14 protein-coding genes are annotated in these 21,299 nt (G+C 49.7%); 11 read left to right on the plus strand and 3 right to left on the minus strand.

Annotation, left to right across the window (positions count from 1 at the left end; all coding sequences use genetic code 11):
- Nucleotides 1–278: 278 nt before the first annotated feature.
- A complete protein-coding gene (locus tag TERTU_RS05460) occupies nucleotides 279–1,052 on the minus strand; it encodes a transporter substrate-binding domain-containing protein (RefSeq protein ID WP_041590073.1) in 774 nt (257 codons plus the stop codon).
- A gap of 302 nt (nucleotides 1,053–1,354) precedes the next feature.
- Here TERTU_RS05460 and flgF point away from each other — a divergent pair, with 302 nt between their 5' ends.
- From flgF to TERTU_RS05510, 9 genes are all read left to right on the plus strand, one after another.
- Entirely contained in the window at nucleotides 1,355–2,107 is a 753-nt protein-coding gene (gene flgF / locus TERTU_RS05465; protein ID WP_015817326.1) for a flagellar basal-body rod protein FlgF, read from the plus strand.
- A 39-nt stretch (nucleotides 2,108–2,146) separates the two neighbouring features.
- On the plus strand, nucleotides 2,147–2,932 hold the full coding sequence (gene flgG / locus TERTU_RS05470; RefSeq protein ID WP_015816831.1) for a flagellar basal-body rod protein FlgG: 786 nt from the start codon (nucleotides 2,147–2,149) through the stop codon (nucleotides 2,930–2,932).
- A gap of 49 nt (nucleotides 2,933–2,981) precedes the next feature.
- Complete coding sequence (flgH, locus tag TERTU_RS05475) at nucleotides 2,982–3,686, plus strand: flagellar basal body L-ring protein FlgH (RefSeq protein WP_015818535.1); 705 nt, start codon at nucleotides 2,982–2,984, stop codon at nucleotides 3,684–3,686.
- A complete protein-coding gene (locus tag TERTU_RS05480; RefSeq protein WP_015818063.1) occupies nucleotides 3,686–4,804 on the plus strand; it encodes a flagellar basal body P-ring protein FlgI in 1,119 nt (372 codons plus the stop codon). Before flgH ends, TERTU_RS05480 begins: the two co-directional genes overlap by 1 nt.
- On the plus strand, nucleotides 4,804–5,814 hold the full coding sequence (gene flgJ, locus TERTU_RS05485) for a flagellar assembly peptidoglycan hydrolase FlgJ (RefSeq protein WP_015819662.1): 1,011 nt from the start codon (nucleotides 4,804–4,806) through the stop codon (nucleotides 5,812–5,814). Before TERTU_RS05480 ends, flgJ begins: the two co-directional genes overlap by 1 nt.
- On the plus strand, nucleotides 5,811–8,993 hold the full coding sequence (gene flgK / locus TERTU_RS05490) for a flagellar hook-associated protein FlgK (protein ID WP_015818534.1): 3,183 nt from the start codon (nucleotides 5,811–5,813) through the stop codon (nucleotides 8,991–8,993). The genes flgJ and flgK overlap by 4 nt, the downstream gene beginning before the upstream one ends.
- Nucleotides 8,994–9,129: 136 nt before the next feature.
- Complete coding sequence (flgL, locus tag TERTU_RS05495; RefSeq protein ID WP_015820824.1) at nucleotides 9,130–10,731, plus strand: flagellar hook-associated protein FlgL; 1,602 nt, start codon at nucleotides 9,130–9,132, stop codon at nucleotides 10,729–10,731.
- A 407-nt stretch (nucleotides 10,732–11,138) separates the two neighbouring features.
- Nucleotides 11,139–12,869: a flagellin N-terminal helical domain-containing protein gene (locus TERTU_RS05505; RefSeq protein ID WP_015820299.1), complete on the plus strand. Its 1,731-nt coding sequence runs from the start codon at nucleotides 11,139–11,141 to the stop codon at nucleotides 12,867–12,869.
- A 439-nt stretch (nucleotides 12,870–13,308) separates the two neighbouring features.
- The gene (locus TERTU_RS05510; protein ID WP_015817837.1) at nucleotides 13,309–15,714 is read left to right on the plus strand and encodes a S8 family serine peptidase; all 2,406 of its coding nucleotides are present in this window, start codon (nucleotides 13,309–13,311) and stop codon (nucleotides 15,712–15,714) included.
- 130 nt (nucleotides 15,715–15,844) lie between these two features.
- Here TERTU_RS05510 and TERTU_RS05515 read toward each other — a convergent pair whose 3' ends face one another.
- Both TERTU_RS05515 and TERTU_RS05520 read right to left on the minus strand, forming a co-directional pair.
- A complete protein-coding gene (locus tag TERTU_RS05515) occupies nucleotides 15,845–16,267 on the minus strand; it encodes a GFA family protein (RefSeq protein ID WP_015819815.1) in 423 nt (140 codons plus the stop codon).
- 394 nt (nucleotides 16,268–16,661) lie between these two features.
- Nucleotides 16,662–17,504, minus strand: coding sequence for an SDR family oxidoreductase (locus TERTU_RS05520; protein WP_015817588.1), 843 nt, complete (start codon nucleotides 17,502–17,504; stop codon nucleotides 16,662–16,664).
- 139 nt (nucleotides 17,505–17,643) lie between these two features.
- On the opposite strand from TERTU_RS05520, the gene TERTU_RS05525 reads away from it, so the two are divergent.
- Together TERTU_RS05525 and TERTU_RS05530 are read left to right on the plus strand one after the other, a co-directional pair.
- The gene (locus TERTU_RS05525; RefSeq protein ID WP_015819212.1) at nucleotides 17,644–18,606 is read left to right on the plus strand and encodes an AraC family transcriptional regulator; all 963 of its coding nucleotides are present in this window, start codon (nucleotides 17,644–17,646) and stop codon (nucleotides 18,604–18,606) included.
- Between the two features lie 512 nt (nucleotides 18,607–19,118).
- Nucleotides 19,119–21,158: a TonB-dependent receptor plug domain-containing protein gene (locus tag TERTU_RS05530; protein WP_015820860.1), complete on the plus strand. Its 2,040-nt coding sequence runs from the start codon at nucleotides 19,119–19,121 to the stop codon at nucleotides 21,156–21,158.
- Nucleotides 21,159–21,299: the final 141 nt, after the last annotated feature.

A 21,299-nucleotide genomic window follows, 5' to 3' on the forward strand; every position in this document is an offset into this window, starting at 1 on the left:
CGAAAGTCGTCTTTAGCATCGGCGACATGATTCCAGGGAATCGGTATTGAGATTTTATTGGAGGTGAATTGAGCTAACTGGGCAGCGCGATGAAAGAGCCTCTCGTTTATATTGGATGCTGGTCGGAATTTTAAGTAACGGCGTTGCTGTTTTGTGGAATTGAAATCTACTTTCTATGATCCCGCAAAGAACGGATACGCCGGGTACAAAAAAAGGCCGCAATTTAACATTGCGGCCCCTCTCAAAAATATCGCATCAGGGCAATGCCTGGCAACGCCTTAGAGCTTGGATGGATCTATCCAGAGTGTTGGGTCATCAACCGGTGTGCCTGATGGCAGCAGAGGGTTGCGTATGTTGATAACTGTACGCGCAGCCAGATTCGCTTTCTTTAGCACATTGGTTACGGTAGGGTCGTTGAAAAAATAATCGTCGAAACTGCCATCAGCAATAGCTTCGCGAAATCCGCGTTCAATTTTTTCTGCAAGATCGGTGTTGTCTTTATTTACGAAAAAATAAAATGGGTTGGTATAAGACACCATTAAGTTTTTTTCTACGGTTAAATCCAGATCGGGGTAGCGAGGCATTTCGTACCAGGGTTCATGTACACCCCGCGGGAAGGCATCAAATCGGCCACCGTCCAGCATATAGAACAGGCTTTCATATTTGGTAACTTTAACGACGTTCAGGCCGTTGGCCTCGAGAATATCTGCATCCGCCCAGAAGCGGCCTTGCCCCATAGAAATTCGATTTAAATCGGTCAGTGTTTCTATACCATCAAACTTTGATTGGGTTCCCTGCTTAATCATGAAAATACGGTAGCCGAACAAACCTTTGTAAAGTGGAATTCGAATTGGCCGCATGCGCTGCTCGAAATCCTTGGTCGTGGCGTACCAGACTATGTCCAGATCATTATCTGCCAGCATCTGGGTAACCCGCGCTTCGGTGCTCGCTTCGGTGCTTTCGTCCCAGTCGTAACTTTCTGGAAGTTTGCTTAAGACGATTTTTAATACGCCTTTGGCATAAGCGGCAACACCATCGTTGCCATTAACCATGCGCAGGGTCTCTGCGCTTGCAATAGGACTGGTAAGTCCTGTGACTATCGCCAGCGAAGTGATAGCAACGCGGCATTTGTAGATAAGTTTAAGAGTACTCGATTTCATATTTCACATAAGGGTGTAATGGTTGATTACATATAACTACATAGTAGATCAATATCGCATAGCATGCTGAAAAACCCAGGTTTAATACTGTCCATTTATTTGGCATCGTTATTGCTCTTTCACCATTAATAGCCAAAGCTGCCAATTTTCCAGCAGTTTTTGGCCTTAATTCATGTGTAGCCAAGGCATTATCAATGGATAAAGCACTTTACATAGCGATGAGCGGAGCAAAACACAACATGCGCGCGCAGACCGTGCATGCTAACAATCTTGCGAACGTAAATACCACTGGTTTTAAAGCCGATTTTGCGCGAGCTCGTAGTATGCCGATTTATTTTGGTGAGGGGCACCCCACCCGTGCCTACGCGCTTGAGGAGATACCCGCGACGGATTTCCGTCAGGGTCCCCTGGTTGAGACCGGTCGCGACTTAGATGTGGCGGTAGAAGGTGACGGTTTTATAGCGGTTCAAAGCCCGGATGGTAGCGAAGCTTATACCCGAGCCGGCTCCTTGTTTATCGATGCGCTTGGTATGTTACGCACCGGCAACGGATTGCCGGTGCTCGGCAACGGCGGGCCTATCGCGATCCCTGCGGCAGAAAAAGTAGAAATTTCCGGTGATGGCAGTATTACGGTTATTGCGCTTGGTCAGGGAGTGGATGCGCCCGTTCAGGTTGATCGCATCAAATTGGTCAACCCGCCGACGGATACAATACAGCGCGGTATCGATGGTTTAATCCATCTGCTTGATGATGCACAGGGTGAGCTGCCTGCTGATGGCAACGTGCGAATTATTTCCGGATTTGTCGAAGGCAGTAACGTTAACGCTGTGAATGAATTGACGAGTGTAATGAGTCTGGCTCGGCAATACGAAATGCAGGTAAAAATTATGCAGACGGTAAAAGAAGATTCCGAAGCATCGGCACGTCTGTTGCAACCTGCCAGTTAAACGACGAAATTTGATTTAACCCTGTTGTTGAGGTGAAGAATGCACGCCGCACTTTATGTCAGTAAAACGGGTCTTGCCGCGCAAGATACCAAATTAACCACTGTTGCGAATAATTTAGCTAATGCGTCGACTGTGGGCTTTAAGCGTGATCGTGCGGTGTTTGAAGACCTGCTCTATCAAATTCAGCGACAGCCAGGCGCACAAAATACGGAAGACACGCAACTTCCTTCTGGCCTGCAGTTGGGTACAGGGGTGCGCGTGGTCGGCACGCAAAAACAGTTCGATTACGGCAGCCTGCAGGTGACCAACCAGCCGTTGGATGTCGCCATTGATGGGCGCGGATTTTTTCAAATTTTGCAGCCAGACGGCACTATTGGTTACACCCGGGCAGGTCAGTTTCATTTGAGTAACCAAGGCGAAATTGTCGATCCAACCGGTTTGTTGCTACAACCTGCCATCACTATTCCTGATAATGCGGAGAGCGTGACCATTGGTACAGATGGAACTGTGAGCGCGAGAATTGCCGGTGTAGCAGCGCCCGCGATCCTGGGCAACATTCAAACCGTTGATTTTGTTAACCCCGCTGGCCTGCAGGCGATTGGCGGTAATCTCTTTCTCGAGACGGCTGCAAGTGGTAACCCTATTCAGGGAATTCCCGGGCAAAACGGCTTGGGACAAGTAGAGCAGGGTATGCTGGAAAACTCAAACGTGGATATTGTTGAAGAAATGGTAAACATGATAACCACCCAGCGCGCCTACGAAATGAATTCAAAAATTGTTTCCACTGCGGATCAGATGCTGCAGTTTGTCACGCAGAATCTGTAACGCGAAACCGATAAACACTGGTAGCCCTTTTTTGTTAGGACATTGCATTATGAGTAACTGGCCCGCCGTATTGCGCTTGTGTGCTACCGCTTTGTTCGGTGGCTGGCTCCTCGCCGGTTGTGTGGGTCAGCCACCGCTACCAGACGATCCCTATTACGCGCCCGTGATGCAACCAAAACCCGCTCCGGACATGCCGCAGAACGGTTCTCTGTTTGCAGAAAGCACGGCCATGAGCCTGTTCAACGATAGAAAAGCGACCCGTGTTGGCGACATTATCAATGTGGTATTGCAAGAGCGCACCACGTCTTCAAAATCCTCCAATATGGATCTTAAAAAGAACAACGATGTATCTGTAGGTGGCTCTGCCGGAGACCCCGTTGTTTTTGGTACAGTACCAGGGCTAGGGAATTTGGGTTTAACCGCAGACTTATCGTCGGCGAAGGAATTCAAAGGTGAAGCGGGTGCGGACCAGAGTAATCAGCTAACAGGCAATATTTCCGTTACTGTGGTGGATGTTTATCCCAACGGAACCTTACTGGTTCGCGGCGAAAAGTGGATTACGCTTAATCAAGGTAATGAGTATATCCGGTTGAGCGGCCTTGTGCGCCCAGACGACGTAGAGCCTGATAATACGGTGGTCTCAACCAAGTTAGCCAACGCTCGGATAACCTACTCGGGCACAGGAGAGTTCGCCGACTCGCAGCAAATGGGATGGCTGACACGCTTCTTTCACAACCCAGTGTGGCCTTTCTAATGTCGTACCCTTACCTGAACCGGTTGTTTTTTCTTGGCTGCATCTGCGTTTCTTTTTTTTGCAGCTTGGCAGTCGCCGAGCGGATTAAAGATATAACCACTGTTGAAGGTGTGCGCACGAACCAGCTTGTTGGGTACGGCTTGGTCGTGGGGCTCGATGGTTCCGGCGACCAAACCAACCAAACGCCGTTTACTACGCAGTCCTTCAATACCATGCTTAAGCAGTTTGGTATTACCGTTCCCGAGGGCGCAGGGTTCCAATTAAAAAATGTCGCGGCCGTGGCGGTACATGCAGAGCTGCCACCATTTTCCAAACCCGGTCAGGCAATTGACGTTACCGTTTCCTCCATCGCCAATGCCAAAAGCTTGCGTGGTGGCGTGTTGTTACTGACTCCTCTCAAGGGGATCGACGGTCGGATCTATGCGGTGGCGCAGGGCAATTTGATTGTCGGTGGCTTTGGTGCCGAAGGGCAGGACGGCTCGCGGATTACGGTCAACGTTCCCAGCGTTGGTCGCGTGCCGGGTGGCGCTATGGTAGAGCGGTCTGTGCCGACGGCGTTCGGTGGCAACGATCGCATTGTCTTCAACCTGCACACCCCGGATTTCACCACGGCGAAAAGAGTGGCCGACAGTATTAACGAACTGGTTGGGCCCGGTGTGGCAACGCCAATGGACGCGGCATCAATCGCGGTACAGGCGCCGCAAAATCCGGCGCATCGCGTCGATTATTTATCGCTACTGGAAAACATCGATGTTACCCCAGGAGAGTCTGCCGCAAAAATTATTATTAATTCCCGCACTGGCACTATTGTGGTTGGCCAGCATGTACGTGTTGCCCCGGTCGCCGTCACTCACGGTTCACTTACCGTTACCGTGCGCGAAGGTGTAGAGATAAGCCAACCCAACCCGCTGGGTGAAGGCGAGACGGTAGTCGTACCCGATAGTGCTGTTTCTATCGAAGAGAAAAGTGGACCTATGTTCGAGTTTAGCCCAGGCCCAACGCTGAATGACATTGTGCGGGCGGTGAATGAGGTGGGCGCTGCGCCCGGCGATTTAATGGCTATTCTCGAAGCGCTTAAGCAGGCCGGTGCATTAAAAGCCGAGATCGTGGTGATCTGATGAACAGTTTAAACTCAGCGCGTTTCATGGACCCGGCATTGTTGCAAAAAAACGTCGATGCCTATACCGACCTGAATAGCTTACAAAAGCTAAAAATCACCGAAGATAAAGACGAGGCTTTGCGTAAGGTTGCCGAGCAATTTGAATCCATGTTTCTGAACATGATGCTCAAAAGTATGCGCGACGCTAACGCGGTGTTTGAAAAAGACAGCATGTTCAACAGCTCGGAAAGCAATTTTTATCGCGACATGTACGATCAGCAACTTTCTCTCACCCTGTCACAACGCAATGGTGGCATCGGTATCGCGGATACCCTGTATCGCCAAATGGCGAGGCGCTATGAAAAAGAGTTTGCGCCTGTTGGCGGAGAAGCGTCACTTTCTGAACTGAAAAGATCGATCAGACCAAACCCAGCCGCCGGTGTTCCTCCGTCCAATGTTTCAACACCCAATGTTTCTACGTCAAGTGTTTCAACCTCGAATGATTCGGCGGGTACGCGTATACCTTTGAGCCAGTCGCCCGAAGAATTTGTCGCCACAGTGTTACCTGCCGTGCAAAAAGCTGCCGACAAGCTGGATGTTCCCGTCAGCGTGCTTGCCGCTCAGTCTGCGTTGGAAACCGGTTGGGGCAACTCGGTGTTAGCCCACAGTGACGGCCGCAGCACATTCAATATTTTTAATATAAAGGCCGATGATCGATGGCAGGGCGACAGTGTGGAGCTGCGTTCCTTGGAATTTGACGGTAGTAGTTTTGTACCGCAAAAATCACGCTTTCGCAGTTATGAGTCCCTGGCGGCAGCAGTGGATGATTACGTTGCGTTTATTAAGAACAACCCCCGTTATCAGCAGGCGTTGGCAGCCAGTGCCGACGGTCAACGCTACATAGAGGAATTGGCAGAAGCCGGCTATGCCACAGATCCCGCATATGCGGAAAAAATCATGCACACGCATGAACGCGTGGCAACGGAGCTGGCGTCGCTTGGACAACCGGACGGAAGAGGCTCGTTATGACATCGAATCTCCTCGGGATCAGCATTACCGGGCTGCGCGCCGCGCAGGCATCGCTTAGTACGACGGGCCACAATATTTCCAACGCTGGAGTAGAGGGGTATAGCCGACAGCGCGTTAATATTGAGACTAACCCCGCGACGTTTAACGGTAGCCATTACATCGGTTCCGGTGCAAACATCCAGGAGATCGAACGGTTCGCCAACGACTTCGTTTCTGAGCAGCTGCGGCAGGACAGTGCGTTGGCCGCGGACATGAATATTTACTACGACTACGTGCGCCAGCTCGATAACCTTTTAGCTGATACCTCCACCGGGCTTGCGTCGGGATTTGAATCTTTCTTTGCCGCTATGCAAAACGGACAGGACGACCCGACATCCATTCCCGCTCGTCAGCTCATTTTGAGCGAATCGGAAAATCTCGCAGACCGCTTTAATACCCTGTACGACCGCTTTCAAACTATTGAGAACAATGTGGATGAGGCATTAAAAGCCGCGGTCGCTCAAGTGAACGCGCTCGTCGCTAATATCGCCGAGTTTAATTTGAACATTGCGGATGCTACTGCTATTGGCAATGGCGCACCGCCCAACGATCTATTGGATAAACGCGACGAAGCGTTGCGCCAGTTGGCAGAGCTGGTTCCCATCCAAACGTATGAAGAGGGATTGAACCAGATTAACGTGGTATTTGGTTCCGGCCAAAATCTGGTGGTCGGTGCTAAAGCACGTGAGCTGACATTGCAGCCGGGAGATGACAATTACGCTCGTCTGGATGCCGTATTTAAAAGTGAGCAGGGCAGTGAGGTGGTTACCGACCTGGTTCAGGGGGGTGAAATAGGCGGGTTGCTCAGATTTCGCGACGAAACTCTGCAAAACGTGTTTAATGAATTTGGCCGTATCGCCCTGGTGATGGCGGACAGTTTTAATCAGGCGCATAAACAGGGACTGACGCTCGAAAATAATTTTGGAGAGAATTTTTTTAACGATGTAAATGACCCTCAAATCGCTGCGCGGCGTGTTATTGGCAACTCCAATAATGCGATGCCCAATGATCGTCAAATGCGGCTGAATATTGCGGACAGTTCTCAGCTGACCACCAGCGATTATCACGTCGAAATTGAGCGGGGCGGAGTCATTACAGTGGAGCGGTTGAGTGACGGCAAGGAAGTGGCGACCGGATTAATGCCCGGCTCGTTTCCTTTTAGCCTGAAGTTCGATGGCCTAGAACTTATGTTCGACGGTGGCACCTTTCAAAATGGTGATAATTTTCTGCTCCAGCCAACGCACACCGGTGGTCGCGATTTTGGATCGGCTTTGGTCAATGCCGAGAGTATTGCATTTGGCAGTCCGCTGGTAACCGATGCCAGTATCAGCAACCAGGGCAACGGGGTGATTTCCGCCGGCGAAGTTTTATCACTTACCGATATAAACGGCAATGCATTACCGTTATTCGGTGACGATGGCACAATGAATCCACCGCTTATCGTTCGTTTTAATTCTCCGACCAGCTACGATATTTTAGATAATTCAGACCCAGGTAATCCGGTGGATCTCGATCCACCCATTCGCAATCAGCGCTATGTGCCGGGCATGAGCAATCCACTTTTTGGGACGGACCCGGGAGCAACCCGGGTATCTGCCAACGGCGAGATGACTGGTTTGCCGATCGGCAGGCAGCCAGCGACACAGGCTGCGTTGCACATGGCTCCCCCCATTGCAAATGCGCCCAACTTTGCCGTACAGGACTTTAGCGGTTCTGCAAATCAATTTGCGTTTGATGTGGTTGTGAGTGGTACCGCTGATGGAGCTTGGGATGGCACTCGTACAATATTGGTGGACGGAGCGGCGATTGCGGATAACAACAGTCTGTTGGCAGAACTGAATTCACAGTTGCAAGGCAGTGGTGTCACGGCATATCTGGCTGATAACGGTTCCTTGGCGTTTCGGTTAGACCACGCCGGTTACGGTGATATAACCCTGCAAAATTACGCAAGTGACCCTGATGGTAACGGCGATAACGCTCCCGCCGGACAGGCGTCCAATTTACTTGGGTTTAATATTGAAGGCGCAACGTTTACGACTGTGGGCGGGATTAATGGCGCATCCGGTACCGGGTTTATGACCAACGGCTACCCGGCTGAAGCTATTACCATCACAACGGCGGCGGAAATGGCCGGCGGCACGCCGTTAACGCAAAGTTTGTTTACGCATCAAAATGGCTCGGTGAAAGAACTGGCGAGTGCATTGAACAACATCGCCGGTGTTTCGGCCAATGCATTTAATTACATGGAAATAAGTAATTTGAAGCTGACCCAAGCAGCGCCCTTGCAACTTAATATTAACGGTAGTGACCTGGTCGAATACGAGACGGACCCTTCCGGTAACCCAGTGCTTGCTGACGCGGTTCCCGATCCACAGACTGATTCCGATGCATTTAACAGCTATATTGCAGATCGTATTAACGCTGATCCACAACTTTCGGCGGCAGGAATTTATGCGCAAGCGGCGATTGATCCGATTACAGGTCAGGCAGAGTTGCGTGTGCACTCCAGTGAAGGCGACGATCTGCAATTTACCCTGACCGCCGCTGCGGGTGAATCTGTGGATATTAGTGATGGCGACAATCCGAACATTGCACTCACCAGTGCGGGCAACGGTATCGGCACCGCAATGACCGTCGGCGGTCGTCTGGATGTGACCCTGGCAGAGGGTATGAGCCTGGGTACCTTCCCACCGGAAAGCATGATATTTGGCGATACACGGGTTGCGGATTTCGCCAAGTCCGCTTATGTAGGAATACAGGCTGAACTCGCTGGAATTCCCGACACAGGCGATACATTTACGCTGGATTTTAATTGGGATGCGGCGTCCGACAGCCGCAATGCTATGGACCTGGTCAACCTCGCCACGGGCAAATTAGTGGGCGGTGGTGTGGCTAGCCTGTCCGAGAGCTATGGCGCGCTGGTCGAGAGTGTGGGTATTGATGCTGCAGCTGCGAAAATAAATGCTGAAGCCGCAGAGCAGGTGCTCAGCCAAACGACTCAAATGCGCGACTCTCTCTCGGGTGTCAATCTCGATGAAGAGGCGGCAAACTTAATCCGCTTTGAGCAATTGTATTCCGCTAACACTCAGGTCATTTCTGTTGCCCGCGATCTCTTTGATCGATTAATTAATACTTTTTAGCATTTTGTCACACCTTTAAAGCTTGTCACCGTTCGCTGTACATTCGGCACGATTTTCGCAATCTTGAGAAAAAGTTGCTTTTTTGACGCAACTTAGCCTGCATACCATAGATATATTTTCGTGAAGACAAGCCATCATGCGTATCTCATCTTTGCAAATTTTTAATATCGCCAACAAGAGCATGTCAGACGCCAGTCGAGAGATGGTGCACACTCAAGAGCAGCTTTCCACCGGTGCTCGCGTGCTAACTCCGGCTGATGACCCCGTTGCTTCAACAAAAATCATGCAGCTCACAACGGACCTGGCGAATATCGATCAATACCGTAAAAATATCGATTTGGCTGAAAATAACCTGGTTGCAGAAGAGTCAGCAATGACCAGCGTTGGCAACCTGTTACAGCGTATCCAGGAGCTGGCGGTGCAAGCAGGTAATACCGCAACGCTCTCTGAAAGTGAATACGATGCGTTGGCGGCAGAAGTCGATACCCGCTTGGATGAGTTGCTGAATTTATTGAATAGCCAGAATGCCAATGGCGACTATATTTTTGGCGGTTATAAAAGCGGTCAAGAGCCTTTTTCGGGTACTGCGGCCAGTGGCTTTCGCTACAACGGCGATGAAGGCCAGCAATATGTGAAAATTGCGAATAACACCACAATTGCGGCGAGCGATTCAGGTAAAGAACTTTTTGTCGATGTGGAAAGCGCCGAAAACACCATTCACACCTACGCGAGCAGCGCGAACAAATCGGTGCCGGGTATCGCGATATCTGTTGGTGAAGTGATTGACCAGGAAGCTTTCGATGAATTTTATCCCCGCGATATGGTTGTTACCTTTAATTCGGATAACCAAATATCGCCGGCGGGAAAGAATTACACGATTACGGAACGAACCACCGGCCGCATAGTAGTTGCGAACCAGCCGTTTATTGGCGGAAACGATATAGAAGTTAACGGTGTCAGATTTCGGATAACAGGGCATCCGGTTTCCGGCGAGGCGGCGCTGCCATCGACTCGCAATTTTGGCTCACAGGGAGCCGTAGTTTATCCATATGATTTCAGTCCACCGGCTAACGAAACCTTCACCATTCGAGTAGGTGGGCGAACAGAAACACTTACCCTGGATGGGCTGGTGACTAATGCGGCGGATTTTGTAGCGCTAATGAACTCAACGGGGAATGGAAATGCGCAAATTCTTGCGGAGTTGGGTGTTACTGTAGATGCGACTGGGTTTAAGGTTGCCAGTGGCGCTCCCATTACGCTAGGTGGCGGAAGCGGCAATTTAAACGCGGTGACAGGGCTTACAGTTGACGGTTCATCCACCAGTGCGGATGGTGTCCCCGGTAAACCCGGTGACCGTGTGTTTATCGACTCTTCGAATAAGCAGGATGTACTGACTACCCTGGCGCGATTTAGCGAAGCCATGAAGCATTTCGATGGCTCTGATGAATCCCGTGAGTCATTGGATAAAATGGTGGGCGTTACACTCGATAATTTAAAAAACGCGCAAACCAGTATTCTGGATGTGACCGCTAAGCTGGGAGCGCGTTACAACACTTTGGAGAGCACCCGTGATTTGCATCTGGATACCGAACTGGTTACCCGGGATGTACTGGGAGAGTTGCGTGATCTAGATTACGCAGAGGCGACAACCCGACTGTCTGCGCAATCGATGATTCTTCAGGCTGCCCAGTCGACATTTATTCGTGTCAGCCAGCTCAATTTGTTCTCACAGCTTTAAGTTACTTCCGCACTTTTTAAATACCCGTTAAACCAGCCGGTTGTACCGCTGGTTTTTTGCGTGCTTCGAAAATTATTTCCCGCTGGCTTGATGTCAACAGCTCCTGGTTTATTTCGTTTTGTGGATAGAATGTTTTAAGTCTGTGCGCGAAGGATTTACGTATCTGATCGATAGGTACGGCGATAAGCGGCAACCGATTTTCCGCACACCGACAAAAGTTGCCGCAATACGCAGCCTAATTGACGGATGCGACGAAAAAATCCATAAAAAAGCCGTTTTTTTAACTTGGCATACTGGTTGCAATTTCCTGAATGTAATCCTCTGCTGGCCCATATCCGTGACAGCAAGAATTATTGCTGCTGTCACCTCCATGGTGATTGGCGACTTACGTAATAGGAGAAATAAACATGCCTTTAGTTATTAACACAAACGTTGCCGCGTTAAATTCTCAAAGGCAACTTGTTAAATCTGGCAACGACATGTCGCAGGCTATGGAGCGTTTGGCTTCGGGAAAACGTATTAACAATGCCCGCGACGATGCCGCTGGCCTTGCAATTTCCAATCGACAGACTTCCCAGATTCGCGGTCTCGATCAGGCGATTCGCAACGCTAATGATGGGGTATCCTTAATTCAGACTGCTGAAGGCGCACTGGATGAGGTCACCAATATTTTGCAGCGTATGCGTGAACTCTCGATTCAGTCTGCTAACGGAATTTATTCCGATCTGGACCGCTCCACACTGGACGCGGAAGTGCAGCAACTGAAAGAGGAAGTCGATCGTATTGCCAGTTCAACCACCTTTAATGGTCAACCTTTGCTGGACGGTAGCTTGAGCGACGTTTCTTTACAGGTAGGCTCAGAGGCCTATCAGACTATCGATCTGTCCATTCAAGGGTTTAGCGCAAGCGCATTGGGTAACAATTCTGGCGATTATGTTGGCGAAGCGTTAACGGCGGCAACACCGGCTCAGGCACTGGGTTTAATTCAAACAATTGCGGCTAACGTGCTAGAAGTAAACGATGTGGCAATTAGTAGCCTCACGGCGGCAACTTCTGTTAACGACGCGCTTGAAATTCTAAATAGCGATTTGGATGGCAAGGGTGCTGAAGTAAGTACGCTGGTTTCTGTAGTTGCAGACACGGCCGGTAATGGCGTGTTGCCCACCGGCACCAATTTTTCGTTTAGTTTGGTGGACGGCGACGGCAACAGTCAGGATTATATTATTACCGATACCTCATCAATGGACGACTTAGTTGCGCGCATTAACGAAGGTACAGCGGTTACCGCGAAACTTAATTCCGATGGGAAATTGGTCTTAACCGCGGAAAATGCAACGCAGATAACGATTACCACTGATCAGTCGTCTGCTACAGGTGGTATCGCAACTACCAGTTTTTCCTGGGTGTTCACCGATACCAGCAATGAAAACCGCGGCGTAAAAATTGAGGCCGGTACAGCCATGACGGCGACCATCCAAGAGGGTCTGGGTCTCAATATGCAGGATGACAACGAAAACTGGATTGGTACTGCGGTAACCGCAACCGCTGCGATCAATGCTGGCGACCTTGTTATCAATGATGTCGCGATAGGCGCGATCGAAGCCGGCTCAGATGCGGCCGCGCAAGTTGACCTGACTATCGCGGCGATTAATGAGCTGTCCAATGAAACCGGTGTGGTCGCATACGAAGTAACGACGACACAAATAGGGCTGCGCGCTGCTGATCAGTCGCCGATTCAAATTCGTTACGGCGATGGTGCGGTGAATGCGAACGTGGAAACCATCACTGGATTCCAGGAAATGAATGCGGCGGAGGGAACCGGCTCAATTGCGGGAATTGAAATCGATACAGCGCGGGGAGCGCAAGCAGCGATCGATATTATCGATACGGCTTTAGAGCAAATTAACTCCACCCGCTCGGATTTGGGTGCGATCAATAACCGCCTCGATTTCACCATGAGTAACCTGGCGAATATTTCCGAAAAAACATCCGCCGCTCGCTCGCGGATTGTCGATGCGGATTTCGCTTCTGAAACGTCTAAGTTGAGTCGTTCGCAGGTGCTCCAGCAAGCATCGCAAGCCATGCTGGCTCAGGCCAATGCACAGCCGCAGCAGGTGTTGCAGCTACTACAAGGTTAACTGCAAACGTCTGTTAGCATCACAGAGAAATAAAGCCCGCAAATCGCATTTTTATGATGATTTGCGGGCTTTTTTGTTTTAATAATTATTTCGCTACAATCTATCGTGGATTATCAGAAAGCTTAATTTTCTATTAACACTGACTTCGGCTTTATTATCTTTGACCCTCCTTTTTATGGAAATGCGCATCAATGGAAACGCGCATTAACCTAAAAAGGCACGTTCTTCCAGTTGACACATAGTGTTCTTAAAGTGTTTATATGCCTGCTGATACGGTAATTAGGTGATTTTTTACCGTAGCGTTTACTACTGCAATAGTTCATATGTTATCGAAGTAACGCCAAGTAAAGTCATAACTAACAGTGATGTAAATTTCATCATAATGACGGCGTGGTAGGCGTATATTGTTGTCACTTTAAACAAGCATGGAGGTGGTAAAGTGATAATAATTAATCTAAAAAGAAAACGCGCCGCGCTTAACTTCGCATATATAGTAGCCGGAGTTTTGTTACTGCTATCAAACAATTCATTCTCGTCTGAAAAGTGGTCGGGCTCGCCGCTCGAACCGCGCTACATTGTTAAATTCAAAACCGAGGGGGATACTCCCCACGGTAAAGGCATGTTGCCCGACAGTATGAATACTCTTGTGACAGCGTTTGGTGCGGAAGTTAAGGCGTCCTATCCACATCTTGGGGTTGTTTCCGTGTCAGCCAGTGATCAAGTGCTCGCGCGCCTGGCTTTGGACCCGGCGATTGAATATGTTGAGCCGGATAATCCCAGGCAGCTTTTTAGCCAGGAGGTGTTGTACAACATCAGGGATATTCAAGCGAATCTGGTCAGTGATGAAGGTGCGGAGAACGTAATTGTTTGCATCATTGATTCCGGTTACGACACATCACACCCAGACCTTAGCGATAACACGGCTTCCGGCTCCCCGTCGTATACCAGTGGAGATGAAGTTGCGTGGGACGAACCATCCAACTCCCATGGCACCCATATCGCTGGGGTTATTGCTTCAACAGCGTCTCCACAGGCGGGCGTGCTCTCCGGAGGGCATATCAGGCTTCGAATTATTAATGCGTTTGACAATACTGGGTGGGCGTATAGCTCATCAGTCGTGGCTGCTATAGATTCCTGTGTTTCAGATAACAGGCTGTACAGTGCGAGGCGTCGAATGGTGGTGAATATGTCATTTGGCGGGCGCGCGCCCACAGCTTTTGAAGCGCGTATGATTCGATACTACCGCGATAAAGGCGCGGTGATGGTTGCTGCGGCAGGCAATGACGGGAGCTCCCGCACGTCCTACCCCGCAGGCTATGATGACGTTATATCCGTCACCGCAGTCGATAGAGATCATCGCATCGCCCCGTTCGCGCAACACAATCCACAAATTGAGCTTGCAGCTCCGGGCGTAGGCGTTAAATCAACGGTGCTTGCCGCCGATGGTGCTATCGGGGGTTTGTTGGTGAGTACGAGTCAGAGAGGCCCGCAAACAGTAGATCGGTCGGTTGTACCACTGCCCATTATTCGAGACCCCGCACACATTAATGATTTAACGTATATTGAGGGCGTATTTCCCGGAACCTATACGCTTTGTGAAATGGTAGACGGTACTAACCATTGTAACGATATGACGGGAAAAATTTGCTTTAAAGAACGAACCTATGTCAATCATGCAGGTAGTGAAGCGACACCGGAAAATATTAGCCAGCAGGAATGGAACGATGTGATGGCGTGTGTCGATGCGAATGCGGCTGGCGTTGTGATTTATTCGAACGAAGCCAACCCGGCGTTGCAAACCCCGTTGCTGTTCGATCCTTTGGGAAGGCTCAACGTTCCCGTTTTAAGCATGGATAGAATCGACAACAAAAATATACCCTATTTCTTTGGCAAGGAGGGGTCGGTTTATGTTGAATCGGATAATCATGCCACATTGAGTGGAACTTCGATTGCAGCGGCCCATGTAACTGGGGCCATTGCTATGTTGTGGGCAAACTATCCCGGTTGTACCGGCGGTCAATTACGTCTCGCTTTGGATGCATCGACTTTCGATTTAGGTGAACCAGGCAAAGATACGAGCTACGGACATGGACTTATTCGCATATCGCGCGCTATGGACTATATCGAGCAACACGGCGGCTGCGAACGCTTTTTGGAACCGGGTGTTCCGCTTCAGGGGCTGAGCGCGTTTAAAGGTGGGGAAATGATATTTTGGACAAACATACCGCCTACCGCAGATTATTTGGATTTTAAAGTTATTGGGGATGACGTCGAAAATCTAACGATACGCGCTGAATTTAAAGTTATTCCTGTTCTTAAAAAACGTGCTTATTGCGCCTATGGTTTACCTGACGTAGAAAACGAGAGTACCTGTCGTATTTCCGGGGAAGAGATTTGGCAGGGCAAGTGGTATTTTCTTGTGCGCGCCAATGAGGACGTCGAGAACCTCCAAGTTGTCGCAGACTTAGTGCTCAAACAAAACCCTGAACATTATTACGAGAATAAACAAAATTATCGTATTCCTGATGGTGGTTGTTATCACGAGGAGCTTGATGTTCCCATGGTGGTTGACTACACCGGTGAAGCGTCAGATGTTGAGGTAAAAGTCAGAATTAAACATCGAACACCCGAAGAAATTAAAATTTCGCTCGCACCGCCTTTTGGTGAAGAGGTAGTGCTTCGTGAATTTGATTGGAGCGGAACCGCGTTCGCTAAGAATATATCTGACACCTACAAGCTCGCATTTCCCGGGTTTAATAGTGAAGGTGTTTGGCGTCTTAAAGTGTGTTTTGGATCGGATACCTCTGTTGGTATTTTAGACGACTGGAGCATCGCCTTTTACTAGCCCAAGCTATTACAAGCTATTAACAGTAGCAAGCAAGAAACCGCCCCACTAACTGGATCGAGGGGCGGTTTTATTTTATTGGTTTCACAACGTTCGTATTGCGAGCAAATATTACCGTTCCAGTGCTTAACTATTCGCTCACTGGATTCTTTGCAAAGCATGGAATATCTTCAGGAAAACTAATCCAGGGTTGCGAAGCATCACACCACATATGCATATTGGGGGCTAACCAGGATGTATCTTCCAGAGTGCCTGCTTTAATAAATGCGGCACCGGGAAATGCTTCAAGTACAGAAAAAACCGGTGAACCACAATTTTTGCAGAATTTGCGGGAGACTTTTGAACCTGAATCCCCTTGGCCAGCGAACTCGCCTAAGAACTCCACGCCCTCTACCTGCAGCGAATGTTCTGCAACTCCGACAACAATGGAGAAAGCTGTCCCGGTTTGCTTTTGACAGCTTTTACAATGGCAAACTGCCGTCATTTGTGGCTCACCGTCACTGGAAATTTTAACATTGCCACACAGGCAAGAGCCTTCGATTTTCTTTTCCATAGTGTTGTCCTTTGAGGTGTTGGCTTCGTTACTTTATCCCAGATATCGTTGAAGCCGCTTGTATTTTACGCGTCATTTGGCGCGTAATTTTAGCCTAAGCGTTACACTCTAAAACAGGCTGTTTGCGAATTTACGGATTATTTAATGTGATAGTTTCTAGTTGGTTGCGGCTGCATCTGGCGTGACGCGGTTGTACAACTTCAAGCAATGTATTTAATCTCAGGAAAAGTATATTTGGTTGATGTATTGCAGTCATTCAACCAGAGCCATGGTCGCGTGAGCATAGCGCTGGTTGGTGTTTCTTGTGGGTAAGACGGGATGTTTTGAGCAACTGCGCTTGCTTTACGCACAACAGTTGCTAACTGCGCAGACCAGTTATCATCCGCCCTTTCGGTTAGGCGGATTTACTGTCAGCTGAATTCCAAACTCCGCTGGCGGCAGTTTTTTTAACATAGTCACTAAAATCTGTTGCTGGGCGGCCAAGGGCTTTTTCCACCCCATCCGCGATATATTGGTTGCGACCATCAAATACTTCGCTGAATAGCTCGTTTAGCAACCATTGGTACTCTTCCGGTAAGCCCATCTCCTGCATCCCTGCAATATACGTATCCAGGGGTACGGGCAAATATTGAATATTGCGGCCGGTTGCGTTCGATATTTCATTGATACATTCCGCGAATGTCAGCAAACGGGGGCCCGTCACTTCGAACAGGGTGTTTTGCAATTCTGGTTGGGTTAATGCCGCGACGGCAACGTTAGCGAGGTCGTCAATGTCGATAAAAGGCTCTGGTGTATTGCACTCCGGTAATACCAGAGCACCGTTTTGGATGCCTTCGAGCATAAAATTCTCACTGAAGTTTTGTGCAAACCAACTGGCTCGAACAACATTCCAGGTAAGCCCACTATTTTGTATCACCGCTTCTGCCCGCTGCGCGCCGGGTTCGCCCCGTCCGGAGAGCAACACTAGATGCGCCACGCCAGCGCGTTTCGCGGCGGTAACAAAGTTACGCATTATTTCATCGGCGCCGGGCACGGCCAGGTCGGGCTGGAAGGTGACATAAGCCGATGTGACGCCCGCCAGCGCGCTGGCCCAGGTGTTTTCGTCCAGCCAGTCGAACGCGGGTTGCGTGGAGCGCGATACACCGCGCGTATTGTACCCCTGGCGTTGCAGGCTCGCTTCAACACGGGCGCCAGTTTTACCATATTTACCAATAATCAGGATCGTTTGCTCGTTCATTCTTTGCTCCTTGTGGGTGAGGTGTTGTTTAATCTGGGGAGCATTATCGGTGTTGATGGGTGGATATATGATACCATTATGTCCATAAAACTATGCAGAACGTCTATTTCGTTGGCAGAATGATGTATTAGGAGTGTTTGTGATCGCAAACGGCGCTTTCCCGCGAATAAGCGACCCCTTGGGGGAGATTTTGTACCAACTCCGTATGGATGGCAGTCTCTATGCGCAGTCTTACCTCAGCGCGCCATGGGGCGTTGAGATGCCGGAACTACCAGGCAAGATGATGTTTCACATCATTACCCAAGGTCAGTGCTGGCTGCACGTGGAAGGAGGTGAGCCCGTGTTACTGCGCCAAGGGAGCTTGGTGCTGGTGCCCCACGGACGCGGTCATCGAGTGATGGATGCGCCTGGCTCGCCGGTGGCGAAGCTGTTCGATCTTCCTATCCGACGAATTACTGACCGTTATGAAGAGCTGCACTACGGTGGTGGCGGAGCCTCGACCCATCTCACCTGTTGTGTCATGAGTTTCGACCCGCTCACGGGCCGACAACTGATCCCCCATTTACCTGACTACCTGCATATCGATAGCTGGGACACAGACGTCGATAGCTGGTTGCAAACCACCTTGCGTTTTATCGCCAGAGAAGCGCGCGAACAAAAGCCTGGCGGGCAAACCATTATTGCGAATCTGGCCGATATTTTAGTGATCCAAGCCATTCGTGCCTGGTTGGATGCTACCGAAGAAACCTCTGCTGGCTGGCTTGCCGCATTGCGTGACAAATACATAGGCAGTGCGTTGGCTGCGATTCATCGGGAACCCGAGCGGAACTGGACGGTGGACACCTTGGCGCGAGAAGTTGGGCTTTCCCGCTCTGGCTTTTCAGCGCGGTTCAGTGAATTGGTGGGTGAATCCGCGAAGCGTTACATTACCCATTGGCGCATGCAGTTAGCGCGCTCGAAACTCCTTGACAGTGGTATAAGTATGGGAGAGTTGGCGGATCAGTTGGGCTACCATTCGGAAGCTGCATTTTGCCGGGCCTTTAAACGGGTGATAGGGGTGTCTCCTGGGAGCATTAAAAAATCGGCACTCTCTCTGTTGTGAAACAGGTTGTAGACAGATCGGTATTGTGTATGCGGCTTGTAAAGCATTTTGAGTTGCTGCGGCGAAATGGCCTGTGTACAAAACACCGATCTCGGCGATAAGTATTCGGGAAAGATTAGGTAGCAAAACATTAGCAAGCTACAGATCTATCCGCTACGTGTGTCCTTTCTTCCCATGTCTTTTTTCCTATTAACGTGATGTTTTTGTGATGGTGGTCCTTTTTACTCTAGGAGGTGGTTGGGAATCTCGGTTGTGATAATCTGAAATAACGTCTGCTGATGCGTAGTCAGGAAAATTTTAAAGAATAAACACCTACTCTTGGCATTTTTAATTTCTTTTGCGTGCCTTTTGTTTGGTGATGTTATTTCAACGGTGTTTGTATACCCTTAAAGGGTGTAACATAAAAGACGTTATTCCACGCGGGCATTCGATAGAAAATTTGATCCACTTTCTAGGTAATAAGCTTGCTGTTTATTTAAACCTCGTCGGTATAGCTGCAATCGGAATAGAACATGGATAGATTCTGGGCGGTGGCACGTCGATTTTTTGATTGCCTGTGTGCGTTTAGCTGGTATATCGCCATTGCAGCGTTTACCACCTCGTATTGCTCCGCGCATCCCTTTTCGGACGCCAACTCTGACGATCTCTATGCTATGACTCTCGCCGAGCTTATTGAGCTCAAGGTAGTGGCCGATATCGCCTCGTTTTCACGCGAAAGCGAACTGGGTGTTGGCTCCACGGTAGACATTATTACGCGTGCCAATTTCGAACGGCGTGGAGCAAAAACACTCCAGCAGGCAATCAATGCCTATCCAGGTTTACTGGAATCCCCCAGCTTTTTTGGCAACTCAGCGCTTGCAATTCGAGGCTACACGAGTGCTGCCTCTGACACCGGCATAAATATGCGTTTGGACGGTGTTCCCATCAACAGCTTTACCCTCGGGTCACGCTTGTTCGATGTCTACGCGCTGCAGCTTGGCACCTTAGATAGAATTGAAATGATCCGCGGGCCCGGATCCACCTTGTACGGAGCCGATGCCTTTCACGGTGTACTCTCATTTCGCACTTTTGCCGCCACATCCGACCAGCTGGCGCTTGAGTCTGAAATTAGTGGCAGCGCTTATAGACAGACTGGTATGCGCATCAGTCGCGCTGTTTCGGATACTTGGCGGTTAAATGCCAGCCTGGCTTATTCCGGGCAGGGGGATCAAAATGAAAAATACTTTTTCACCGATGGCTCAGGCGACACAGCAAGTAGTTATCGCCAAAACCATTATGATGGCTATATGGGAGTTGTGCGCCTGCAATCGCAGAAGGACGAGCAATTGTCATCAGAGGTGGCGCTCTATTATCGGGGGCAGGATCTCAACAAGTTCCAGGGTGTTGGTCGGCTAACTGGCCCGGTAATGTTTCCTGATGACACTGGTGAGATAGATACCCAGGTGGGTATGCTCACGGCAGGGTTCAAATTGAAACTCGATAATGCCATGACAATCGATATTAAGAACTACGTCTGGCGAGATAATTTTGAACGGCGTAGCAATTCGTTTATTCCTGACGCGACCCTTGCAGAGTTACATGGGGGCAGTCGTATCCATCTTACCAGCGCGCAAAGTGCCGACACCACCCAGTGGTTGGTGGGCTACGAGTTTGCTTATATGAAAGTGCTGGAGGCAAGAAACGGATCAACACCAGAGCCGGTGGAGGATAGGCTTCGCAGGGTTAACAGTGCTATTTTTCAGGCGAAAACCCCTTTGTTGCAAAGTCGTATCCAACTGCTGTATGGGATGCGGTACGATTACTATTCTGATGCAAGCGCTCATTTCTCGCCACGCACTGGAGTTATATTTAACCCCACTAAAACGTCCGCGATAAAGCTACTTTATGGCAATGCTTTTAGACCGCCAACGGCCGCGGAGATGAGTGGTAGTAGCCTTGCCGGGCCGGCCAATGGGGCAGCGGAAAAAATTGATACCTACGAGCTTGTGTTCATGCGCCATAGTAGGGGGTATCGGGCAAATCTCGTTTTGTTTAAAAGCATCTGGCGGGATGCGATTTTGTTGGTTGCCAACACCGAACCTTCGCCGCCGTTGGCGCGTTCAAATTCCGGCGAAAATGAAGCGACTGGAATTGAGGTGTCGTTGAATTATGTGGGGCCAGCGTTGCGGTTTGATGCTGGCGGCTCTTATGTTCGCAGCCGGGATGTTACGGATGACCAGGAGTACATCGCGTTCCCGGAAACAATTCTGAACATTGGTGTCGGGGTCAATTTAAAAAGCGTACGCACGCGCATCTATTTACACAATCGCGCGCACTTTAATACCTATAGTGGGCCGGTAACGGTTTTTGTCGATAGCCCAGAGCGGTTGGACGACTATTGGCGAACGGATCTCACGCTTACCTGGTACAGCACGAAACAGCAGCACGAAATTTATCTGAATTTTCAGAACCTGCTTAATCAGGAGAACTACTTTCCCTCTGCAGCTTCCGCAGAAGGCGGAATTGCGGATACCCAATTTAGCGCTTCGCTGGGAGTGAGACTGAAATACTGAGATCTGCAAAAGGTAGACGGCGGCGCCTGAAGTTCGAAGTATTTCTACACAAGGGTTATGCGCATTTGATCGTCGCGCAATGCGACTCTTGTTTATGTGACTCTTGTTCATGCGACTCTTGTTGTGGCCCCGTTACCCAGG

It is taken from the genome of Teredinibacter turnerae T7901 (genome assembly GCF_000023025.1).
Lineage (GTDB): Bacteria > Pseudomonadota > Gammaproteobacteria > Pseudomonadales > Cellvibrionaceae > Teredinibacter > Teredinibacter turnerae_B.